Raw genomic sequence first — 19,433 nt, 5'->3', positions numbered from 1 at the left:
CCCCATGATAGGGGGAGCCTGCTTTTCGGGAGGGCCGCCGATGGGACACCCATGTCAACGGTGGTTTAACATAGAGAGGCAGAAATCGGAGAAGAACGCAATTACCCCGCAAGCCCCAGCCACGCCGCGATCTTCGGGGCATATCCCAACGCGAAGATGACGAGGATCAGCGCGGGAATCCCGTACTTCAGCCACAGGCGCGCCCGCGCGGGGAAACGCACGCCCCGGCCCGCATCGGTCTCGGCGAGAAAGCTATCCCAGCCCCAGCCCCAGCGCGTTGTGCAAAACAGCACGAAGAACAGACAGCCCAGGGGAAGCAGATTGCCCGACACGATGAAATCCTCGATCGACTGGATGTCGCCGATCGCCGGAATCGTCACACCCGAAAGGACGTTGTACCCAAGCGCGCACGGCAGCGACAGCACGAGCACGAGAACGCCCGTGACCGCGGCGGCGCGACGACGGGTAACGCCCCATTTGTCGATCGACCAGCTAATAAGGTTCTCGAACACAGCGATCACCGTCGACAGCGCGGCGAAACTCATGAACACGAAGAACAGCGCACCCCACACGTTGCCCAAAGGCATCTGCCCAAACACCACAGGCAGCGTCACGAACACGAGAGACGGCCCCTGATCAGGACTTACACCATAAGCGAAGCATGCGGGGAAGATGATAAGGCCCGCCAGGACGGCGACGACGGTGTTGAGCGCGGTCACCGAGATAGCCTCGCCGGTGAGGCTGCGCTCGCGTCCAATGTAGGACCCGAAGATTTCCATCGAAGCAAGACCGAGCGAAAGCGAGAAGAGCGCCTGCCCCATGGCGGCGAACACCGCATCGCTAAACGTCGCCCACTGCTCGGCCGGCGTCACGCCCGCGAACAGGCGCGAGAGATCAGGCACGAGGTAAAAAGCGATGCCCTCCCCCGCGCCGGGCAGCGTCACCGCGCGCACGCATAGCACAACCATGACCACGAACAGCGTCGCCATCATCCACTTGGTGACGCGCTCGACGCCCTTCTGCAAGCCCATGCCGCACACAACCGCACCAACCACGACAGCCGCAACCATCCACGCGACAAGCCCCACGGGGTCGGCAAGCATATCCGAGAAAACGCCTGCCGTCATCTGCGCGTCCGCGCCATTGAACACGCCCGACGCCATTTTCGGCACATAGGAGAGCATCCAACCGCACACGGTGGTGTAGAACATCATGAGCACCATGCAGCCAATGTAGCCCCACCAGGAGAACCAGTGCCACGTGCCCGAAGGCTGCAGCTTGTCGAACGCCTGAGCCGCCGACTTCTGCGACGCGCGCCCAACCGCGAATTCCATGATCATGACGGGCAGCCCCAAAATCACAAGAAACACCAGGTAGATGAAGAAAAACGCCGCGCCGCCGTACTGCCCTGTGATGTAGGGGAAGCGCCACACGTTGCCCAACCCGATCGCGCACCCGGCGCTGATGAGGATGAATCCCAAACGCGATGCGAAATGCTCGCGTGAAGGCGCCGTCGCAGATGACGCGCCCGAACTCTGCTCTGACATACTTTGTATTCCCTATCGTCTTCCGACGCGCACCATGCGCGCCAGCGACCTATTGTCTCACAGGAGCGCCGCCTAGCCCAGGCGTTTTGCGCGCGTTTCGGGACCGAGCGTGGCATGGGCGTACTGCGTGAGCGACGTGCCACCTCGGCGACGATGCCAACGAAAAGCTACAGCGCGAAGTGCTCGCCGGAGCACAAAGAAGGCCCCTTTCGAGGCCTTCTCCGTAATGCACATCCAACCTCAGGTGAGCAACCCGCATCATGCCGCGCGGACGCCCACTTTAAGGGGTTGTCTCCTACCCCCTAAAGTCGTACAGGTTTCCCTCGCCTGTGTATTCCACTTCACCTGCGCCGGCAACGATGCGGCCCACGCGATAGGTGGTCTCGCCCGCCTTGGCCAGGGCAGCTTCCACCTCGCAAGCGCGTTCGGGGTCGACAATCAAGACCATGCCAACACCCATGTTGAAGGTCTTGAGCGCCTGGCCCTCGGAGAGGTCGGCTGCCTCGCACACGTACTTCGCGATGGCGGGAACGGGCCATGTGCCCAAATCAACCTGCGCGTTCACCTGCGCGTTCAGCGCACGGTTGAGGTTCTCGGTGATGCCGCCGCCCGTGATGTGAGCAAGCGCGCGCACGGCTTGCGGGCACTCGGCGAGCACGGAGAGCACCTGTTTCACGTAGATGCGCGTCGGGGTGAGCAGCGCCTCGCCCACCGATTGACCGCCGAGCGCGTCCACGGGCGCGAGGAGATCCTCGGCGCTCTTCCCCTCCACGCACACCTTGCGCGCGAGCGAGTAACCGTTGGAATGCAGGCCCGACGACGCGAGTCCGATGAGCACATCGCCCTCGCGCACGCTTTCGGGATCGAGCATCTTCGGGCGATCGACCACGCCCACCGTAAAGCCGGACAGGTCGTAATCGTCAGGGTCCATAACACCTGGGTGCTCGGCCATCTCGCCGCCGATGAGCGCGCAGCCCGCCTGGCGGCAGCCCTCACCGATGCCCGCCACGACTTCGGCCACATGCTCGCGGCGCAGCTTGCCGATGGCGATGTAGTCGAGGAAGAACAGCGGCTCGGCACCGCAGGCGAGGATGTCGTTCACGCACATGGCGACAAGGTCGATTCCCACCGTGCCATGCTTGCCGATAAGCTGGGCCACCTTAAGCTTGGTGCCCACGCCATCGGTGCCCGACACGAGCAGCGGGTCTTCCATATCCTTCGCCGCCGCGATGGAGAACAGGCCGCCGAAGCCGCCGATGTCGCCCACAACCTCGGGGCGGTAGGTGGAATGCACGGTTTCCTTGATCGCATCGACCGCTCGCGCGCCCTCCGCCGTGTCAACGCCGGCCGCCGCGTAGGTGATTTCCTCGCTCACTTTTCGCTCCTTCTCGTAAAGTTTCCATCCTGCAAGCAATTACAGGGTGACCTGGGTTTTCTCAGCTTTCTCACTCTCGCGCGCGTACTCCGCGGCGAAATCCGCCTTGGTCATGAAGCTCTTCTTGGCCGTGGAAGGCGGAATCTCCACGGGGTAGTCGCCCGAGAAACACGCCTCGCAGAAGCCGGGTTCGCGCACGTCGGGAAGCGACTCGCGCAGGCCGGGCAGGCTGATGAACGCGAGCGAGTCGGCGCCCATCCACTCGCACATCTCCTCGTTGGTCATGTTCGCGGCGATGAGCTGGTCGCGCGTGTCGGTGTCGATGCCGTAGAAGCACGGCCAGAGCACCTCGGGGCTCACGATGCGCATGTGGACTTCGGTGGCGCCCGCCTGGCGCAGCATCTCGATGAGCTTTTTGGAAGTGTTGCCGCGCACGATGGAGTCGTCAATCACGACAAGGCGCTTGCCCGAGATGACGCTCGGCAGCGGGTTCAGCTTCAGGCGAATGCCCAGCTGGCGCATGGCCTGCGTCGGTTGGATGAACGTGCGGCCCACGTAGCGGTTCTTCACGATGCCGTCGGCGTAGGGAATGCCGCTTTCGAAGGCGAAGCCCATAGCCGAAGGGATCCCCGAGTCGGGCACGCCGAGCACCAGATCCGCGTCCGCCGGCGCCTCGCGCGCCAAAATGCGCCCCATGTTGCGTCTTGCCTGGTAGACCGACTGACCGTCCATCACCGAGTCGGGGCGGGCGAAGTACACGTACTCGAAGATGCAGCTCGCGCGGCGCCCGGCGGGCACGCCCTGCTCGGAGGTGACGCCGTCTTTGCTGAAACGCACGATCTCGCCCGGGTTCACGTCGCGCACGTATTCCGCACCCACGATATCAAGACCGCAGGTCTCGGAGGAAACGACCCAACCGCGATCATCCGGAAGCTTGCCCATGCACAGCGGGCGGATGCCGTTCGGATCGCGGAAAGCGTAGAGACAGTCGGGGCTCGCGAGCACCATGGCGTAGGCGCCCTTCAGGTGCTCCATGGCGAAGCGGATGCCTTCGCGCAGGTGATGCGTCTTTTTGGTGATGTCGCCAATCGCCTTCGCGGCCACCTCGGAGTCGGTTCCCGAGCGAAGTTGGATGCCGTCGTCGATCAGGCGGGCGCGCAGGCTGTTCGTGTTCACGAGCGTGCCGTTGTGCGCAAGGGCGATAAGCGTCTCGTCGATCGCCGAGATGTGAGGCTGGGCGGCTTCCCACGACGCCGCGGCGCCGGACGTGGAATAGCGCGCATGGCCGACCGCCACGAAGCCGGTGAGCGCAGCGAGGCTCGCCTCATCGAACACCTGCGTGACCAGGCCCAAGTCCTTGGAAGCCATAATGGTCTCGCCATCTCCCACGGCGATTCCCGCGCTTTCCTGACCGCGGTGCTGAAGCGCCTGCAGGCCGAAGCACGTCATGCGCGCGACGTCCTCACCAGGGGCGAAGACGCCGAATACAGCGCACTCCTCTTCGAGGCGGTCGGGGCGTTCGCCCGGCAGTATCGAAGTGCTCATGAAACGATCTCCTTTGCTGCATCGTCTATTGTCGCGGCCGCGTTGGGATCGACCATGCCAACCCCACCGTTGCCGCTGTTTGCGTTGTTCGTATTGTTCGAATTGTTCGCAACCGAACCTTCAGGCACCGTACCCGAAGTATTAACGGCGGCGTATTCAACCGGCACGCAGCACAGGACGTAGCGCGCGTCCGTGTTGCTGTCGCAGGTGGAAAACATGAAGAAGCGGGAAATTGCCGACGCATCGGGAGCCGCAGGGTCGCAATCGACGATGCTGCGGTTGATCTTGTCGGCGACGTAGGACGTGAAGGCGGCGTCGCTTTCGAACTTCGTCTGAACGATGGACTCCGACCCGCTGCAATGGACGAGCGACACCGACTGCAGGCGCCATGAGCCCTTTGGGGTGAGCAGATACACCGTGCGATGCTCGTTGAACTGCTCAGCGTCGGCGAAGTCGGCAATCGCGGCGAACATTTCCCCATTTTGCAGGTGATGACCCTGCACGATGTTGTTCTTGTCCGAGAAGTCAGCGGCGTTCGACGCGAGCAGGTACGGCGTGCCGTAGGTGGGCAGCCACCATCCGCCCGAATTGCCCTCGAAATCCACCGTAAGATATTTGCTGGGATCGGACTCGGGCGCATGGACGATGGGATAATTCACGTTCGTGCCCGGGATGCAGATCCACCCGACCGTGTCGGGGTTGATCGCGAGGAGGGCATCCCAGTCGACCGTCAGATCGGCGAGCGATATGCCAGACGCGTCAGAGAGGGAGGAATCGGAAAGAAACGCCTTGTCAGCCACGTCGTCATAGGATTTTTGACCCGCATGGTAAGTGAGCAGGATGCTTCCCAAGGCGAAAGCGGCAGCAAGAAACACTGCGATTGCCACGATGAGAATCGCGGTCCAAAGGCCGAAACGCCTTTTCCGCGCGGGAGCGATTGGGCGCGCAGGGGCGGTCGTGCGCGCATGCGTGCCGCCGCTGAACTGGGCTTCACCTCGCCCTCGACGATTCGTGGCCATACTTGCCTTTCCGTGGATTCCCCACCGCAGAGCCTGCGCCCCGCAATCCGTGTTTTCGCTGAAACCTCACTATAATAAGCGACGCCCCCGAGTGGGGGCGCCACAGGTGCTCGCATACGCAAATTTCATCGGCAAGCGTGCCCCGCAGGGAGAGGCCGCCGACTTGGCCCCACGCGCCGAAGAGGGCACGGGGCGACGCGATGCAGCTATTTCTTCTTAAGCTCGTCGATGAAGCCCTTCGCGATGCACGCGATGATGATGACGACGATGACGGCGACGATGCCGGCGATGATCCCCGGATTGTCGGGAATGAAGCTCAAGTCCATGGCGATCCTTCTTTCAAACACGACGCGAATGCGTCTGTCGGTTAAGCTCAATCTAAGCGGTATCCATAGTAACGCCATCCGCTCCTTCACGCAAGCTCCACAATTGGCGAAACGCCTTCTGTAAACAAATATTTACGCAGGTGAAAGCGCCGATTAACAGTTTGGTGCCAATCCCGAAAGCAAAGAGGGACGGCCTTTGGGCAGCTGAGTGCGCGACGCCTTCCTGCGCCCTTATCGATGCAACAGATAGGTGGTTATCAGCATTTCAGCAGGTCAAGAGAAATAATTCCACTTTTCCCCGAAAACCTATTGACCGAGTCGGCTCTACCACGTATAACTACCACCGCTATATGAATAAGCGAACGTAATCGCAATCGGTTTAGGAGATAACCACATGTCTGAAAAAGAGAACACCTACTCGTTTGAAACCCTGCAGATCCACGCCGGCCAGGAAAACCCCGACCCCGCCACCGATGCGCGCGCCGTGCCGATCTACCTGACGTCTTCCTTTGTGTTCAAGGATGCCGCGACCGCAGCGGGGCGCTTCGGCCTCACCGAGCCGGGCAACATCTATTCCCGCCTGACCAACCCCACCGTCTCCATCTTCGAGGAGCGCATCGCCGCGCTTGAAGGCGGCGTCGGGGCACTCGGCGTCGCCACTGGATCGGCCGCCATCACCATCGCCGTGCAGAACATCGCCACGGTGGGCGACCACATCGTCTCTTCCACCAACCTTTACGGAGGCACGCTCAACCTGTTCGAGCACACCCTTTCCGAGCAGGGGCTTTCCACCACATTCGTGAACCCGGCCGACCTCGACGCCGTCGAAGCCGCCATCCAGGACAACACCAAGCTCCTCTACGCGGAGACGCTTGGCAACCCGAACTCCGACGTGCTCGACATCGAGGGCTGGGCCGCCATCGCGCATAAGCACAACCTTCCGCTCGTCGTGGACGACACCTTCTCGACCCCCTACCTGCTGCGCCCGATCGAGCACGGCGCCGACGTGGTGGTCGCCTCCGCCACGAAGTTCATCGGCGGCCACGGCACGGCGATGGGCGGCGTGATCGTCGATGCGGGTAAGTTCGACTGGGCCGGCAACGCCGACAAGTTCCCGGGGGTCGCTAAGCCGAACCCGAGCTACCACGGCGTCGTGTTCACCGAAGCCGCAGGTGAGGCTGCCTATATCACCAAGGCGCGCGCCACGCTCCTGCGCGATCAGGGCGCAACGCTGTCGCCCTTCAACGCATTCATCCTGCTCCAGGGCCTAGAGACGCTCTCCCTGCGCGTCGAGCGCCATGTCGAGAATGCGCTCAAGGTGGTCGACTTCCTGAACAGCCATCCGCAGGTCGAGCGCGTGAACCACCCGTCGCTTTCGACCGGCCGCGCCAAGGAGCTCTATGACGAGTACTACCCCAACGGCGCCGCCTCGATTTTCACGTTCGAAATCAAGGGCACGGCCGAGACCGCCTGCAAGTTCACCGAGAGCCTGAAGCTGTTCAGCCTGCTCGCGAACGTGGCGGACGTGAAGAGCCTCGTCATCCACCCGGCGTCGACGACGCACTCGCAGCTGACCGAGAAGGAGCTTGAGGCCGCGGGCATCTCCCCCACGACGATCCGCTTGTCCATCGGCACCGAGAACATCAAGGACATCTTGGCCGACCTTAAGCAGGGCTTCGAAGCGGTGAAGTAATCGCGCGACGGTTAACTGCACGATAATCAGTTCGCGCGGTAGTTAGCTGAGCGATAGTTTGAACCCTAACGAATGAGGGCCGCCCGCAGTTCTAAGCTGCAGGCGGCTCCTTGTTTTGCATCGGGTGCGAAATGAGTTGCCGCAGGTTGTGCGGCGGGCGATGCATATGGTGCGGGCTACGGTTTGTTAATCGAGCGCGCCACCGCCCGCTCGCTGCGGGTCGCAGGTCGCTGCGGACAACGCCACGGGACATCCGCTCGCTCGTCTTCCCTATGCGCCCGCCCCGGGTTGCGCCCGCTCGCTTTCCCCTGCTCGCGCGCCTTCTAGCGGTTGTCCACCTTCTCGGGATAAAGGTCGTGGTGCGACAGGCGCTCCCAGGCCACGTCTTCCCAGCGCGTGCCCGGCTTGCCATAGTTGCAATACGGGTCGATGGAGATGCCCCCGCGCGGCAGAAACTTGCCCCAGACCTCGATATACTTCGGATCCATCAGCTTGATGAGGTCCTTCATGATGATGTTCACGCAGTCCTCGTGGAAGTCACCGTGGTTGCGGAAGCTGAACAGGTACAGCTTCAGGCTTTTGCTCTCCACCATGTGCTCGCCCGGCACGTAGGCGATGTAGATCGTGGCGAAGTCGGGCTGCCCGGTGATCGGGCACAAGCTGGTGAACTCGGGGCAGTTGAACTTCACGAAGTAGTCGTTGCCCGGGTGCTTGTTCTCGAAGGTTTCGAGCACGCTTGGGTCGTAAGTCTGCGGATAGCGCACGCCTTGGTTGCCCAAAAGCGACAGGTCGTCGGTCCCCCCGCGCTGCGGTTTGCCGTCCGCCTCGTTCGTCGCGTTCGCCACGTTCTCCATGTTCTTCGCGTTCGTTGCGTTTTGCGCGTTTGTCATGCTATTCCTCCCCTTCCTCGTTCGTCGCCGCCCGCTCGGCGTCAAGCTTGTCGAGCAGCGGATCGCGCATCCCATTCGCCTCGAACGCGCGGTTGCGATCGATGCAAGTCCCGCACACGCCGCACGGGTAGTCGCCGCCCTCATAGCAGCTCCAGGTGATTTCGTAGGGAACGCCCAGCTCAATGCCGCGAGCGACGATATCGGCCTTCGACATTTCCACAAACGGCGCGCAAAGATGGAGTTCGCCACCCGTCCCTTCCTCAATCGCACGATTCATCGCGTCGACGAACTCGCGCGAGCAATCGGGGTAAGCGTTGCCCGCCCAATCATCGTGGTGCGCACCGTAGTAAATCGCGCTGCACCCGAGCGAAAGCGCCATCGAGGCCGCCGCCGAGAGGAAAAGCCCGTTGCGGAAAGGGACGTAAGTGCTCACCGGCTTGCCATCGCTTTCGGCGAGCTGATCGGCGTAGCTCTCCTCGGGGACGTCCTGCGACGAGTGCGAAAGCAGGCTGCAATCGCTGTCGGCGAAGATGGCCCCCAAGTCCAAGAAGCGCTGCTCCACGCCGTAATGCGCGGCGACCGCCTTCGCGCTCTCGATTTCCTTACTGTGGCGCTGACCATAGGAAATAGAAAGCGCGTACACGTTTTCGGCGCTGTAGCGGGAAACCGCCATGGCAAGCAACGTGGTGGAATCCACGCCGCCCGAGCACAAAACGAGCGCCTTTTCTGCGATAGTGGCCACGAGGCTACACTCCCTTCTCGACACCCGGCCAGATGATCTTGTGCAGCTGCAACTGCACGGTGGCCCAGGTGAGGTTGTTCTCTTGCATGAAATCCACGATGCGCGCGGGGTCGAGGCGCCCGAACACGGGGCTTAAATACACCGGCACGCGATTGGGAAGCCCCAGCTCGCGCGATACTTCCAGCATACGGTCCAGGTCGCCTTCCCCGCCGCAGACAAACTTCACGGTATCGCGCGCATCGAGGAGCGTGAAGTTCTCGCGCAACATGCGACCCTCCATGCCGCTTGAGGGCAGCTTCCAATCCACCGTAAGCGTAAGGTGGCCGGGAAGCGACGCGCACTCGTCGCGCAACCTTGCGAGTTCATGCAGGTCAGTGGCGCCGTTCGTCTCGATTTCCACCCGAAGCCCGCGCTCAAGGGGGCCGAGCTCGGCGAGCAGCGCGCGCACCAGGCAGGGAAGCTCAGGCTGCAGCGCGGGCTCGCCGCCCGTGAGGGTCACGCACTCTACTCGCGTCTCGCGAACCCACGCGACAAGGTCAGCGGCCGATGCGCGCTCGGCACAATCCGCGGCGGCGGGCGCGTTTGCCCACATGGTGTCACAGTACGAACACGTCAGGTTGCATCCCGTGAAGCGGATGAAAGCGGCAAGTTTGCCCGCGGCGCGCCCTTCCCCATTCACACTGATGAAGCGCTCGGCAACGGGGAACAGGCGGTCTGCAACCGGTTGGAGGGACGCAGGTGTAGCCGACCCGTCCGTGATTGGGGAGCACGCGACAGTCGGCTCGCCCGCGAGATCGCACCCCGTCACGGCCGCGACCTGCGCGTCCGCGATTCCCTCGCCCACAGCCTGCGTCTGCAGCCCTGCGACCAACTCGCCCGCGACCTGCGCCTGCAAGTTCGCAACCTCACGACCCGATTCGCGCACGTCCGCAGCATCGCACCCCAGCACGACCTGCGCCTGCGAACCTGCGTTCGCCTCGTCTGGAGCCTGTGCCTGCGAACCTGCACTATCTCGATTGCTAGCCACGGTAGATCGCACAGTTGTTGGGGGTTTCGTACACGTCGACCTGCGACACGGGGAATCCCGCATCCGCAAGCTTCCCGTAAAAATAGCGGGCGAGGTTTTCCGCCGTCGTGCGGAAGGGAACGATCGAAAGCGAGAAGCCCTCGCGCTCAAGACACGCGAGCGTATCGGGAGCGAGCGACCCCTCTTCCACCACAAACGAGTGGTCGAAGCCCTCGGTCAAGTCGCGCAAAGCGCCCTTGAAGTCGGCGAAGTCAATCACCATGTCCTTGTGCGTGCCCTGCGTCTGAAGCTCCTCCTGCTCCAGATACGCGACCACGCGCCAGCGGTGACCGTGGAGATTCTCGCATTTGCCATGATAGTCGGTAAGGAAATGAGCGGCATCGAAGCTGCTTTCGGTCTTAAGCCCGTACATCGGCGCACCTTTCACGTAAGCGAAAACCACCGCAGGCAAACCCAGGTCGCAAGAACGCCAAGTAACGGTCGCGCGAGCCGCCGAACGCCAAATGCCGCAAACGACGATGACGCGGGCGCCATGCATTGCACACCACGAACATGCCGCGTGCGCCGCATGCGCCGCACGCGCAAGGCACTGGACGTCGCAAGCGCGTCCGCTCGACCAGAACAGCTTCGCACACAGCCGCAGGCACACCATCCGAGGTATCTGCAACCCGCAATAATCGCACGAGAGATACCAATGACAGCCTAAGCCGCTTGTTCTCGCATAACGCACCGAACGCCCTGGCATGACTCGCCAGCGACATTCGACGCTCCCTAGTTTTGTTTACCGACAGGAGGTTTTCGAACTGTCCATTATCTGTGGCAAGCAGTATAACGCATGAGCTCGATGGGCGAACCGAAGGCCAGATGATTCCACATAAGCATCCGACCTGGGCAAAGAGGGAACACCTGAAGCGAGCAACCATGCATGGCTCAACCGCCGCAAGAGATGGGGCAGCGCCGCTTTCCCCCTGCCCGTCGTCCACTCGACGGGCAAACCCAGACTCCCGAGGTAGCGCCCAGCGATCTCGGCGGCAACCGACGATAACACTTGGTAACTCTCGGCAACGGATTCGTTTCAAAAGGACGTTTCCGCCCTTAGCGCCGCTACCCTTAGCACAAAGCCGAACGGAGGAGCCGAAATGCCCGAAAACGCAACACCCACAGAAAGCCAGGTCGTGATTCCGGAGGTCCTTCCCATGGAAGGCGAATCGACGTTTGCAAAGAAGGCAAAGGGCGTAGCCCAGGTCGCTGCTGGAAGTGCGCTTACGGCGGCGGGCATTCCCATGCTCGTTCTCCCCGGACCGGGTGTTGCGGCAATCGTCGGCGGCGCGGCACTTGTGAGCAAGGGAAATCGTAATTACACGGGGCGCGCGGCAACTCCTTTGGAAGAGCGCCTCGACGAGGCGGCCTCCAAGGCGGCAGGTCTCGCCGCAGACGCCGCAAAACAAACAGCGGGCAAAGCGGGCGAAAAGGCGAAGGACGCCGCCCTTAAAACGGGAGCCATAGCGCGAGAAGCCGCCGAGATGGCAGCGACAAGCGCTCCCGAGGTCGCAAAAGGCTTCACTCAAGGAGCCACCACAGCCGCCCATGTCGTAAGCGGCGCCGCAAAAAGCGTTGCTTGTGAAGCGAAACCCCTGTTCACAAGCCTGAAAAGAGCTACAGGAGCGGTCCTCTCCTCAGCAAAGCAGGCAGCCCGAGGCGCCGCGAAGAGCAGCAAGTAACCGAACCGGGCATCCGGCGAGACCCCGCGCAGCGGTGGTGTCGGTGGCGGGGCGCGAGGCGGGCCCGCCTCGACGAAGCGAGCCGACCAAGCTGACCGCTCGGGTCGGTCGAACCAACAGGAGCAGCCCCTGGGCAGGTCAGGGCCACACCAGACCGAGTCGTGCTAGACTGAAGCGATTCGATTCGAAGGGACGACCAGAATGACGCAAGAGAACCAACGCAGTGCCGAGCCAACGCAGCAGGACGCCCGCGCAGGCAACATCGAACCAACGCCGCAGGACATCCGCGCAGCGCATGAACTCCTCGGCTTCATCGGCGAATGCCCGAGCATGTTCCACACAGCCACAGCAATCGGAAAACGCCTGACCGCGGCAGGATTTACCTACCTCCCCGAAACCCAGCCGTGGAGCATCGAGCAAGGCGGCGCATACTACACGACACGCAACAACTCGAGCGTCATCGCCTTCAAGGTCGCAACCTCGCTCGACAACTACCACTTCCAGATCACCGCATCGCACGGCGACTCACCCACTTTCAAGGTGAAATCGAATGCCGAGCTCGCAGGACCAGGGTCATCTCGAAGACTCAACGTAGAGGTGTACGGCGGCACTATCGACTACACGTGGTTCGATAGACCCCTCAACATTGCGGGCCGCGTGATGGTCCGAAACAGCAGCCGCGTGGAAAGCCGCCTGTACGAATCCACCAAACCGCTCGCGCTTATCCCCAGTATGCCGCCGCATATCCAACGCGACATCAACCAGCAGTTCTCCCCGAATCGTCAGGTCGACCTCTGCCCACTCTTCTCCGCGGGTGCGCTTGGGAAAACCCCTCTCGATGCCATAGTCGCTGATGAGCTGGGAATCACCGAGAGCGACATCGTCGCGCGCGACCTGTTCCTGGTCAACCGACAGCAACCGTGCATCTGGGGCGCAGCGGACGAGTTCGCCTCCGCTGCGAAGTTCGATGACTTGGCCTGCGGACACACTGCGCTCGAAGCCTTCCTCGCCGCCAAGAACGATCGCGCTATTACAGTTTTCGCGTGCTTCGACAACGAAGAGGTCGGCTCGAACACCAAGCAGGGCGCCATGTCGACGCTTCTTGCCGACACGCTTTCGCGCCTGAATGCGGCGCTGGGCTACTCCACCGAGGATCTGCGCTGCGCCATCGCGAAATCAATGCTTGTGAGCTGCGACAACGCACACGCCGTGAGCCCCAACCACCCCGAGCGGTTCGACGAGGGCAATCGCGTGTTCCTCAACCAGGGCATCGTGGTGAAGGAAGCAGCCAACCAGAAGTACTGCACCGACGCCTTCAGCCGCGCCGTGTTCTGCGCGATTTGCGACAACGCAGAAATCCCCTACCAGACCTTCGCAAACAGGAGCGACTCACCGGGCGGCTCCACGTTGGGGAATTTGTCGAATACCCAGGTGAGCATGCACGGCGTCGATGTCGGCCTGCCGCAGCTCGCCATGCATTCGAGCTTCGAGACGATCGGCGTGCGCGACGTAGCGCTCGCGACCCGCGCGCTTTTGGCATTCTACAACGCCGACCTGCGCATCGACGGCGCGGACTACGTCGAACTCGGATAGCAGGCGCCGCGGCGCGACCAGCCGCGGGCGAGCTGAGCCGCGCCCGCAGTTCATGCGCCTACGCCATCATCTTCGATTCTTCGACCTTTTCCACAAACCAGCCCATGAAACCCTCGAGCGGCTTGCGCAGGACAAGCCCAAGCAAAAGCGAAGGCAGCACGAACAGGAGCAGCATGCCCATCTCGGTAAAGAAATCGCCGTTATAGATGCCCATCATAGCCGCGCGCATGGCGTTGATGGTGTGCGTCGCCGGCATAAACGGGCTTGCAATCTGGAAGAACTCGGGCAGCACCTGCAACGGGTATGCGCCGCCGCCCGCTGTCACCTGTAAGATGAGGAACAAAACGGCGATCGCCTTGCCCAGGTTCGCAAACGCAAGCACCAAGGTGTAGATGAACAGCGAATACACCAGACCCGACACCCAGAAGCACACCATGAACAGCAGCGGATGGCTCACCTGCACGCCCAAGAACAGCATGTTGCCGAGCCCCACGCACGTGGTCTGCAGAAGCGAGAGCACCGCAACCACACAGTAGCGCCCGAAATAAAGCTCGCGGGGTTTGGGATTGTCGAGCTCGGCCAGTCCCCGCTTCGAGACCGCCGGCTTGATCGCCACCATCATGAGCAGCGAGCCGATCCACAGCGAAAGCGTCGTGTAAAGCGGCGCCATCTGCGAGCCGAAGTTGTCGGCCGGGAACAGCGCGTGACGGTCGAGCGCCACAGGCGTCGTTATAGCGGAGGCAAGCACCGCAGGATTCGAACCGATGACCTCGCGCAACTTCTCGACATTGCCACTTGCAAGCGCTGAGCGGAGGTTGCCGCTCAGAGTCGTGAGCTCGCTCGCCGTTGACGTAAGCTCGGTTTGCGCGTTGGCAAGCTTCGTCTTCGCGTCCGAGAGCTTCGTGGCGACGGAATCGGCATCTCCACTTAGGTCCCTACTTGCCGAGTTAAGCTTCGCGGCACTATCCTGAAGCGTGGAGACCATCCCCGACACCGATGCGGAAAGCTCATCCAAGCCGGGCTTGATGTTGTCGTTATAGTCTGTTTTCACATCGTTGAGGCTGTTCGCAGCTTTATCCGCCAACTCCTGAATCTCGGCACGCTGAGTGACGGCATCGCCGTAGCCCGCTTGAATGCCGTCAGCTGCCTTGTAAAGCGAATCCGTAAGCTGCTCAAGAAGCGACACCGTCTGCTTCAGCTGGGAAACCATGCTCTCAACAAGGGGGACGTACTGCGCATCGATGCTTCCTTGTATTCCCTCGAGCGCGCTGATGATCGAGTTCAAATCCCCGATCTCGGTCTCCACCACCGCCGCCTGGTTGCGCAAATGCTGCGCCGTGTCGTCGGTCAGCTCGCCCGTGCTGTCGTACACGTCGCTGATCTGCGCACTGATTCCCTTGTAGCTTTCGGCGGACGCGTCGATGGCCTGCGAAAGGGAATCGGCCGACGTCGAAAGCGCGCTTGCGATATCGGAAACGGTCGCGCCGCTGTCCTTCGCGATGTCGCCAACATTCGACGCCTCGTCCCTCGCCTGCCCGAGCAGCGTGCCAGACTGCGAAATGAGCGACTGCGACGAATCAATGAGCTGGGAATACATGCCCAGAACCGACGCCGCGCCCATCATTTGCCCCGCCATATTGTCCACATGGTCGGCAAGCGTCCCCACCGCGCCGCTCAAATCGGCATCCTGAGAATACTTCGAAAGCGACGACACGATAGAGAGCGCCACGTCGGAAAGCGTTTCGAGAAACACCTGATTCACCTGGTTCGACACCTGGTCAGCACCCTGATCGGTGACCTTCGGGGCGATGGCGTTCTTCTTCTCGTTGGCGTAGTAGATGATGCTCGCGTGCTCGACCTCGTCGGAGTAGAACGTCATCATATCGCGGCTAAAGCTTTTGGGAATCACCACAGCGGCGTAATAGCGCCCGGACTGCGCGCCGTCAATTGCGTCTTCCTCGGACGTAAACGTCCAATTGAGCTGGTCGTTTGCCCGAAGCGCGCTCACAACCTGGTCGCCAACGTTGATTTCGAGCGGAACGAGGTCGCTCTCGTAGCCCTCGTCGGTGTTCGCCACGGCGACGGTGAGGTTGCCCGTATTGCCGAACGCGTCCCAGCAGGCGATGACGTTGTACCACGTGAAAATCGACGGCAAGAACACGAGCCCGATCACGATAATCACCGTGATCGAGTTATTGAACAGGTGCTTCATGTCGGTCTTGAAGATGCGCCAGATATTCTTCATCTATCGCACCTCCCCGTTCTCTTCCGATTTCGAGCCAGACGCGGAAGGAGGCGCAAAACCTCCTGCGTCAGCGTCGCCTTCAGGCGCAGAATCGCTCACGGCAGCCTTGCCACCAGGCGCGGAATCGCCCGCGGCGGGGGTATCCCCTGCAGCAGGCGCGTTCCCGAACGCGTCGTTTGGTGCCGCGTGCGCCCCCGACGCTGCCTTCCCCTTGCGAACGGCGGCGTGGGCACCCGTGGAAGCCTTGTCGGCATCTGGGGCAGCATGCGCGCCTAAAGGAGCACAATCCGATCCGAGGATTGCGTGCGCACCCACAGGAGCCGCGTTGTCGTTGACGGCTTGAGAATCCATCGCCACCTGCGGTTTCACACTGCCTTCGGAAGGAGCACCCGCGGTATCAGCAGCACTCGAGGCACCCTCCAGGCCCTCCGTCTTCGCGCCCGCAGGATTCCCAGCGCCCGCAGTACCCGCAACACCCTCAGCGCCATTGTTCTCCGCATGCGCGGTCTTCCCGTGAGCGTGCCTGCCCACAACCGCCTTGCTTCCACGCGAAAGCAACTCGGCCATGAGCGCATCGAGCTCGGCGGCTTCCTTCTCGTCAAGCGCGCTTGTCCGCGAGGACACTTGGGCGGCGCGCCGCGACGACCCACCACCGGCAGACGCGCCCGCCACGGCAGGCTGCATAAACACCTTGCGCGCCGCGAACAGCGTGCGGACCTCGTCGTCGGTCATGGCGTTCAGCGACGCCTGGCGCTCGATGTTGTCGCGAATGAACTCGACCACCACCAAAAACGCGAGCACGAGCACGAGCCACACAAGCCACAGCGTCAAGACGACAACCTTCTCCATCGCCGTCACCGCAAACACGACGGCAACGATTGCAGGCACCGCAATGCCGACGATGAGCGCGCCGCGTTTCAAGCGCGGATACCAGCGGATAAACCGCGCAGCGTGGTCGGAAATGTGATGACGGAAATCCTCACGATCGGAAAGCACGCGCACGAGTTGGGCAACGCGGAAACGGCGCTCGGGCAAGTGCACTTCCTCGCCGTTAATAATGTCGGAGCGCTCGATTTCGCGCGCGAACAGGCGAATGAGGTTCGAGAAATACGGCCTTAAAGCCAGCCCGATCGCAAGGAAGATCGCGAAGAAGATTCCCAAATGCGCGATGAACGAGCCCCATTCGAGGCCGTAGAACCCGGCAATCGTCTCGCGCAAGGCATTAATGCCGTAGGTGAACGGGAAGAACGGGTAGATGAACTGGAAAAACGGCGATGTCATCTCGATGGGATAGAGGCCCGTGGCACCCGGAATCTGCACGAAGATCAAGATCACGCAGATACCCTTGCCGATGTGCTGGAGGGTGGTCGACAGCGTCAGCTGGATGGCCAGATACGTGAGCGACGCGATCACCGCCGTCAACAGGAACAGCACCACCGATTCGCATTGCACGCCGATGACGAGGCACCCAAGACAGCACACGATCGCCTGCAGCGACACCATCCCCCCGAAGAACAGATAGCGCGCGATGTAGCGCTGCGCGGCCGTGAGGTTCTCTATGCCCTCGTCGTCCACTTCGATTCGCATGATCACCATGAGCATGAACACGCCGATCCACAGCGACATGTTGATGAACAGCGGCGCCATGCCCGAGCCGTACGCATTCAGCGGGAAGAGGTACTCCGTCTTCACCTCGGTCGGCGACTGCATGAAGCTCGCCACCTTCTCGGCATCGATCGTCGAGCCGTCGCCGAAAAAGTCGGTGATCGCCGTCGAGGTCTTCAGCGCGACGAGGTCAGTCTTCACCGTGTCGATGCTCGCTTGCAAGTCGGCGAGCACGCCGTCGGTTTGGACGAGGGCGTCCTTGGCCGTGTCCAGCGTGCTGGAAAGCTGGTCGGTGAGCGAGATCGCCTGGCTGACGAGCACGCGCTGCGCCGATGCTGCTGCAGCCAAGTTCCCCACCGCAACGTTTAAGTTCCCCACGCCCGCGTTGATGGCGGGAAACGTCTCGGAAGAGAGCGTCCCGCGGTAGGAGTCCGCATTCGATATGGTGGTTTGCACGGCGGTGTTCACCGAATCGGACGCCGAAGCGACCGACGTTGCCACATTGCCCATGTCGGTGTTCATCTTGGAGAGTTCGGAGAGCGACTGCGACGCGTTCGTGTTCGCCTGCTTCAGGTGCTCAATCACCTGCTCGAGATTCGCCTTATTGGGATCGCTGTCGTCCATCTGGCCAACGAGCGCCTCCATCTGGACGATGACCGCCTGGCTCGCTGAAACCATGGCGTTGCCCTGCGCAATTGCGCCGTCGACGCGCCCCTGCGCCTCCGTCACCGAACCTGCAGCGCCGCCAATCGCCGTGTTCACCTTGGCCGCAGACTGGGAAAGGTACATCGATCCCGCGTCCATCGCGCCCATAAGGCCCGATGAGAGCTTTGAAACGTCCGTCTGCGTGGTGCCCATGAGCGATTGGACGATAAGCATCTGCCCGCTTATATCGTCAAGCACCTCGTCCGCATCGGAAAGCAGCGAGGCAGCATCGACAACCTTCGACTGCGACTGGTCGGCCGCGTCGCGAAGCCCCTGGACGGAATCGCGCGCGCCGGTGATGGACTGTTGCGCCTTGTCGACCCCGGCAAGGGCGTTCGTATGCGCATCATCGATCTTGCCCTGCGCGACGCCTATTTCCTCGCCAAGGGCGTCGGTCACCGTTTTCGCGACGGTGGCGACGAATGTCGAATTGATCGTGTTGTCGAGCGTGTTCGCGCCCGTGTCGGTGATCTTCGGCGACACGGGATTCATCTTCTCGTTCACGTAGTATTCAAGCTGAGGCTGCTGGAAATCGCCGGAAAGCAATGTGAGCAGGTCGGCGGAGAAGTCGCTCGGCAGCACGAACGCCGCATATGCCTGCCCCGATTTCACCGCCTCCATGGCGGTATCGTAATCGACGAAATCCCACCCGAGCTGGTCGTTTTCATGCAACTGCTCGACGACCATGTCGCCAAGGTTAAGCTCACCGGTAAGGTCGCTCGACGAGCCCTCGTCTTCGTTCACCACGCAAACGCGCAGGTTACCGGTGTTGCCGTAAGGATTCCAGAAGCCGACGACGTTGAACCACGTGTAGAGGGAAGGCAGGACGATAAGTGCAAGCACGACGACGATCGACGCCGGTGCTTTCAGAATGCGAAGGAAATCGCGTTTGAGAACGCGCAGGACGTTTTTCAAGCCCGCCCCTCCTTCTGTAGTTGAGATTGCATATGATTGGCGGCATTATGGCGCAGCTCCCCTAAGGAAAGCGCGTTTTTTTGCATTGTAAAGGGGAACGGGCGCGATACAAGCGCACAGATAATCAATTCCACAAGTGGGGCATAACTTTCAAAGAGCAAGAACTGCCGGGTACCTTGCGGGGTTGCCCTCCCCCTCTCCCACCATAGCCACAAGCAACCTGGAGACGTCACTACCTCGGGGCGCATGTACAAATATGCGCGAAGTGCGTACCCTTGGAAACACCCCCCATTAAACCAAAAGACTTCGCTCTGACGAACTGGGCTTATTCGTATAGCTGGAAACGGCAAACTAACTTACGCGCTAGCAAGGTACGCACTTCGCGCATATTTGTACATAGGAACGCCCAGCTCTATGTTAAACCACCGTTGACATGTCGGCGATCTGCCTGGTCCAGTAGACCATGGCGTCGCCGCATTCGAGGT

Annotated in this window: 13 protein-coding genes; 3 read left to right on the top strand and 10 right to left on the bottom strand. The window is 61.6% G+C overall.

Features of this window, described 5'->3' with window-relative positions; translation table 11 throughout:
• Positions 1 to 101: 101 nt before the first annotated feature.
• From Q0G85_RS08715 to Q0G85_RS08700, 4 genes are all read right to left on the bottom strand, one after another.
• The gene (locus Q0G85_RS08715) at positions 102 to 1,547 is read right to left on the bottom strand and encodes a sodium-dependent transporter (protein WP_297156853.1); all 1,446 of its coding nucleotides are present in this window, start codon (positions 1,545 to 1,547) and stop codon (positions 102 to 104) included.
• Between the two features lie 295 nt (positions 1,548 to 1,842).
• Positions 1,843 to 2,922, bottom strand: a complete 1,080-nt coding sequence (gene purM / locus Q0G85_RS08710) for a phosphoribosylformylglycinamidine cyclo-ligase (protein WP_297156850.1) — start codon at positions 2,920 to 2,922, stop codon at positions 1,843 to 1,845.
• A 39-nt stretch (positions 2,923 to 2,961) separates the two neighbouring features.
• Positions 2,962 to 4,467: an amidophosphoribosyltransferase gene (gene purF, locus Q0G85_RS08705; RefSeq protein ID WP_297156848.1), complete on the bottom strand. Its 1,506-nt coding sequence runs from the start codon at positions 4,465 to 4,467 to the stop codon at positions 2,962 to 2,964.
• Positions 4,464 to 5,486 (bottom strand): class B sortase, encoded by a 1,023-nt coding sequence (locus Q0G85_RS08700; RefSeq protein WP_297156846.1) that lies wholly within the window; start codon positions 5,484 to 5,486, stop codon positions 4,464 to 4,466. Before Q0G85_RS08700 ends, purF begins: the two co-directional genes overlap by 4 nt.
• Before the next feature lie 720 nt (positions 5,487 to 6,206).
• Here Q0G85_RS08700 and Q0G85_RS08695 point away from each other — a divergent pair.
• Positions 6,207 to 7,505, top strand: coding sequence for an O-acetylhomoserine aminocarboxypropyltransferase/cysteine synthase family protein (locus Q0G85_RS08695; protein WP_297156843.1), 1,299 nt, complete (start codon positions 6,207 to 6,209; stop codon positions 7,503 to 7,505).
• A 323-nt stretch (positions 7,506 to 7,828) separates the two neighbouring features.
• On the opposite strand, the gene queF is transcribed toward Q0G85_RS08695, so the two are convergent.
• Genes queF through Q0G85_RS08675 form a run of 4 tightly spaced genes read right to left on the bottom strand, consistent with a single transcriptional unit; the run spans position 7,829 to position 10,894 of the window.
• On the bottom strand, positions 7,829 to 8,359 hold the full coding sequence (gene queF / locus Q0G85_RS08690; RefSeq protein WP_367116885.1) for a preQ(1) synthase: 531 nt from the start codon (positions 8,357 to 8,359) through the stop codon (positions 7,829 to 7,831).
• Positions 8,360 to 8,396: 37 nt separating this feature from the next.
• Positions 8,397 to 9,137, bottom strand: a complete 741-nt coding sequence (queC, locus tag Q0G85_RS08685; RefSeq protein ID WP_297156836.1) for a 7-cyano-7-deazaguanine synthase QueC — start codon at positions 9,135 to 9,137, stop codon at positions 8,397 to 8,399.
• Between the two features lie 4 nt (positions 9,138 to 9,141).
• Positions 9,142 to 10,164, bottom strand: a complete 1,023-nt coding sequence (locus tag Q0G85_RS08680; protein WP_297156833.1) for a radical SAM protein — start codon at positions 10,162 to 10,164, stop codon at positions 9,142 to 9,144.
• Positions 10,157 to 10,894, bottom strand: a complete 738-nt coding sequence (locus Q0G85_RS08675) for a 6-carboxytetrahydropterin synthase (protein WP_297156831.1) — start codon at positions 10,892 to 10,894, stop codon at positions 10,157 to 10,159. The genes Q0G85_RS08680 and Q0G85_RS08675 overlap by 8 nt, the downstream gene beginning before the upstream one ends.
• A gap of 409 nt (positions 10,895 to 11,303) precedes the next feature.
• Here Q0G85_RS08675 and Q0G85_RS08670 point away from each other — a divergent pair, with 409 nt between their 5' ends.
• On the top strand, positions 11,304 to 11,885 hold the full coding sequence (locus Q0G85_RS08670) for a hypothetical protein (RefSeq protein WP_297156829.1): 582 nt from the start codon (positions 11,304 to 11,306) through the stop codon (positions 11,883 to 11,885).
• 201 nt (positions 11,886 to 12,086) lie between these two features.
• A complete protein-coding gene (locus Q0G85_RS08665; RefSeq protein ID WP_297156827.1) occupies positions 12,087 to 13,478 on the top strand; it encodes a M18 family aminopeptidase in 1,392 nt (463 codons plus the stop codon).
• Between the two features lie 58 nt (positions 13,479 to 13,536).
• On the opposite strand, the gene Q0G85_RS08660 is transcribed toward Q0G85_RS08665, so the two are convergent.
• Both Q0G85_RS08660 and Q0G85_RS08655 read right to left on the bottom strand, forming a co-directional pair.
• Positions 13,537 to 15,723, bottom strand: coding sequence for a YhgE/Pip domain-containing protein (locus tag Q0G85_RS08660; protein WP_297156824.1), 2,187 nt, complete (start codon positions 15,721 to 15,723; stop codon positions 13,537 to 13,539).
• Complete coding sequence (locus Q0G85_RS08655; protein ID WP_297156821.1) at positions 15,724 to 18,948, bottom strand: YhgE/Pip family protein; 3,225 nt, start codon at positions 18,946 to 18,948, stop codon at positions 15,724 to 15,726.
• Between the last annotated feature and the right edge of the window lie 485 nt (positions 18,949 to 19,433).

This window comes from uncultured Ellagibacter sp. (genome assembly GCF_934617235.1).
Taxonomy (GTDB): domain Bacteria; phylum Actinomycetota; class Coriobacteriia; order Coriobacteriales; family Eggerthellaceae; genus Ellagibacter.
Note: the sequence above shows the minus strand (reverse complement) of the source record. Positions and strands in the feature narration are given on the sequence as shown.